The organism is Bacteroides fluxus YIT 12057, assembly GCF_000195635.1.
In the GTDB taxonomy this organism is placed as follows: Bacteria; Bacteroidota; Bacteroidia; order Bacteroidales; family Bacteroidaceae; genus Bacteroides; species Bacteroides fluxus.
Map to the genome: position 1 here is coordinate 1 of NZ_GL882668.1, position 3,802 is coordinate 3,802.

The 3,802-nt window shown below is 41.0% G+C and carries 4 protein-coding genes; 1 reads left to right on the forward strand and 3 read right to left on the reverse strand.

The window, feature by feature from the left end:
* Positions 1-325: 325 nt before the first annotated feature.
* The 3 genes from HMPREF9446_RS12380 to HMPREF9446_RS12390 all read right to left on the reverse strand — a co-directional run bounded on the left by HMPREF9446_RS12380 (position 326) and on the right by HMPREF9446_RS12390 (position 1,855).
* On the reverse strand, positions 326-532 hold the full coding sequence (locus tag HMPREF9446_RS12380) for a hypothetical protein (RefSeq protein WP_039969425.1): 207 nt from the start codon (positions 530-532) through the stop codon (positions 326-328).
* 21 nt (positions 533-553) lie between these two features.
* Positions 554-826, reverse strand: coding sequence for a hypothetical protein (locus HMPREF9446_RS12385; protein ID WP_009126019.1), 273 nt, complete (start codon positions 824-826; stop codon positions 554-556).
* 105 nt (positions 827-931) lie between these two features.
* Positions 932-1,855, reverse strand: coding sequence for a glucosaminidase domain-containing protein (locus tag HMPREF9446_RS12390; protein ID WP_009126020.1), 924 nt, complete (start codon positions 1,853-1,855; stop codon positions 932-934).
* A gap of 489 nt (positions 1,856-2,344) precedes the next feature.
* Between HMPREF9446_RS12390 and HMPREF9446_RS12395 the strand changes: the two genes are divergently transcribed.
* Positions 2,345-3,400 (forward strand): linear amide C-N hydrolase, encoded by a 1,056-nt coding sequence (locus HMPREF9446_RS12395; protein WP_009126021.1) that lies wholly within the window; start codon positions 2,345-2,347, stop codon positions 3,398-3,400.
* Positions 3,401-3,802: the final 402 nt, after the last annotated feature.

A 3,802-nucleotide genomic window follows, 5' to 3' on the forward strand; every position in this document is an offset into this window, starting at 1 on the left:
GGGAAGAAGGGGGACACATAATATATATACGCGCGTATATACAGCGCTTCAAAAGTATATGGATATGCAACCCGGATCCAATATATAAAAACTAAATAAGCTTAGCACATACATGTCACTAATCACTTTATACATACTAACCATAGCCTATATAAAAAGAAATATAAACCGCAAAACGTTTTGTGATGCTTTCCCAAATCACTTTATGAGCATTTTGCACCTGTTAACACAAAACGAATTGCAATTTTTTATTCATTTTCCAAAGCCATTTAAATAGCCCTCAAAGAGAGCTTGAAAGCTCATCAAATTACCGACAATCATATATTTACACATTCACCTCCTCAATTTCAATCACATTCAAAGGTACACAATACCAGGTCCCATTGGTTTCCACTCCAAATTGCATCTTCATGAGCCCGTCATCGCCAACCAGAACCTTCACTGCCTGCTTTAGCTCACCGGTATTATTCATCACTGATGAAGGTGGTGTCAAGTAATAGGCTCCATCAACCGTCAGAATCTGATACAGCAACTTTTCAGCAGGTATTTCCCTCTAGTTCCATACCGTATTCGCCAAGACACGCACATTATACCACCCGGCAGGCAATGTAAACGTAATGCCGGCCACCCCGTCTTTACCGACATGGACGGAGTTATGTTCCAGACAGATATCCGGACGGTTTCCACCACTCCCGTGGCTTTGTAACCCACATCCGAAATCAATGAACTTTCGCATCTCTCCCGGATGGAAATACCGGCTACCATTATAAGTATATCCCAGTACCGGAGTCTTCCCGTTCAGATGGCGCTGATGGTAAATCCTCATTTTTTATAGAAATGAATGATTTATTTTGATGATACGGCAAATAAGAGAGGCGAACTTCGAAAAGAATCATAGATATCTATATTATCAACTTTATACAATACAATTCTATCTCAACCTCAACCTGTCCCCCACTTCCGGTATGTATTCAGCATCCTTACGGTTCATCTTATAAAGATTCTTCAAACGGATACCGTATTTCTGCGAAATGATGTGCATAGAGTCACCATCTTTCACGATATATACCGTATAGGGTTTGGCAGCTTTTTTACGTTTCTCTTTCAAGTAGATTATGTCACCGGCTTCCAAAGTATAATCCTTATGGAGATCATTATATTTCACCAATTTTTTCCAACTTATATCAAATTCTTTTCCCAACAGCCTGAAAGTATCCCCGTCACGGGCAACCACATAGGCTATATCATTCGCTATAAATACCTGATGCGGATTGGCAAGCCAAGGCTTTTTCTTCAACTCCTTCTCCCAATTGCGTGCCTCACGCTTGCTCATACCCCGCGAATCATACTTATAAAGTTCATAATCCTCTATAATCGTAATCAAACGGTTGGCATACGAGGGATCTGTAGCATACCCTGCCTTTTTCAAGCCTCTTGCCCAACCTTTATAGTCCGTAATCTTCAGTTTAAATAAAAACGCATAACGGGCGCCCCGCTTCAAAAACGCCGAATGATCTTCATAAGAATCCTTGGGGTGACGATAGGCACGGAAACATTCGCCACGGGCGTCATCGTCATGATAAACCTTGCGCCCCCGCCAGTCGCTGTGACACTTAATGCCAAAATGATTATTACTTTTACGTGCCAATTCGCTATAACCTGCCCCACTCTCCAACAGCCCTTGAGCCAACGTGATACTAGCGGGAATCTTATGCTGCTGCATCTGCTCCACAGCAAGTGGGGCATATTGCTTGATGTATTCATTATAGCGCGCATTTCTGCGTTGTGCATGTGCAGAAACGGAAAGACAAAACAATACTATAATAACAGTCAGTCTGAGGAGGATACTTTTCATGTTTCAAATGTTGAATTCGACACAAAAGTCCGGAAAAGAATCGAAAAAACCAATCCCTTAATCATTTTTTAAGAGATTATGTATTTATCAGCAGGACACAATAAGTATTTGATACCTAAAGATTTTACACTTTTTTTAATACATACGAGGACTTTTTTTTATAACTGCCTTCTATAAAACGAGAACATTTTCTTGATTAATCCTTTCCTTTGCACCATAAATTCAAGTTCTGTAAAAGATTTGAATTTATACATTTCATACATATATACCAATACTCTGCTTTTAATCTGTGAAGATTGAAAACAGTTTGTTTGTTTGCTAGAAATGCACCCTTGCTAAGAGTAGTGAGGGTGCATTATTTTTATAATGCACCAAGCATAAAAATCCATAATTCCCTCTATTCTAAATATATTTAAACCTTTTTCCTAAAACTATACCTGTCCAATATTGTTATTCAACTAACAAAGTATTCATTAAATCAGAAAAAAAATGAAAAAGTCTATCAGAGTAATGGTAATCATATTTACCGCCATTTTGGCAACGGGTGTACAACACACAGAAGCGTGTACCCGTGCCACCTACATCGGACAGGGCAATATGGTAATTACCGGCCGGACTATGGACTGGAAAGAAGATATTATGAGTAATATCTATGTATTTCCACGCGGCATACAAAGAGCCGGATTTAACAAAGGAGAGACCATCAACTGGACCTCCAAGTACGGCAGCGTCATCGCCACCGGATATGACATCGGGACGTGTGACGGTATGAACGAGAAGGGATTGGTCGCCAGTCTTTTGTTCCTGCCCGAATCCGTCTACAGCCTTCCCGGAGATACCCGCCCGGTAATGGGAATCAGCATATGGACACAGTATGTACTGGATAACTTCGCCACCGTAAGCGAAGCCGTGAATGAACTGAAAAAAGAGATTTTCCGCATTGATGCCCCTCGCATGCCGAATGGGTCGGCCTCTACCCTCCACCTCGCCATTACGGACGAAACCGGAAACACAGCTGTGCTAGAGTATCTTAATGGAAAACTGAGTGTACACGAAGGCAAAGAATACCAAGTTATGACCAATTCACCCAGATATGAACTTCAGCTGGCCATCAACGATTACTGGAAAGAAATCGGCGGACTGAACATGTTGCCGGGCACCAACCGTTCCAGTGACCGTTTTGTACGTGCGTCATTCTATATTCATGCCATACCTCAGACCGCTGACGCAAAGATTGCCGTTCCCAGCGTATTGAGTGTCATACGAAATGTATCTGTACCATTCGGCATCACTACACCAGACAAACCTCATATTTCCTCTACCCGATGGCGTTCTGTTTCCGACCAGAAAAACAAGATATATTACTTTGAATCGACTTTAACTCCCAATCTGTTCTGGCTCGATTTAAAGAAGATTGATTTCAGCCCCAATAGCGGTATAAAGAAACTGGCGCTGACAAACGGAGAAATCTATGCAGGCGATGCCGTCAAAGATTTGAAAGATAGCAGATCATTCACATTCCTATTCCAGACACCGGCAATGTAACCGAATGTTTACAGAAACGAGATGTCAAAAAAGTAACGGATTTGCAAATAACGATTTATGTGATTCATGAAGTTTATAAACGATAAAAGCATATGATAATGTTCCCGAATTCTCAGCTTCCAGTCTGTTGTGAAATAACATTATCTATACACTCTCATTACTTGTGTGGTCTCTATGGCAAACACACGGTTTTCATTTAAAAAGTCAACTTTATTGAGCGAATGCCCTGGGATTGTTATAGCTCAGGGGACTCCATCATAAAGTTTAAAAATGTAATTTATCCGTCATGCTGTCACGGAATGTACTCTATCAATTTGATACATAGATATATACCCCGTGACGGATACCCGTGATGGATGCGTGATAGATCCTTTATCTGTCACGCAACTGTCACAATGTCTC

Coding starts and splice junctions, on each gene's coding strand:
- HMPREF9446_RS12390 (WP_009126020.1), bottom strand. CDS start 1,855: ATGAAAAGTATCCTCCTCAGACTGACTGTTATTATAGTATTGTTTTGT.
- HMPREF9446_RS12385 (WP_009126019.1), bottom strand. CDS start 826: ATGAGGATTTACCATCAGCGCCATCTGAACGGGAAGACTCCGGTACTG.
- HMPREF9446_RS12395 (WP_009126021.1), top strand. CDS start 2,345: ATGAAAAAGTCTATCAGAGTAATGGTAATCATATTTACCGCCATTTTG.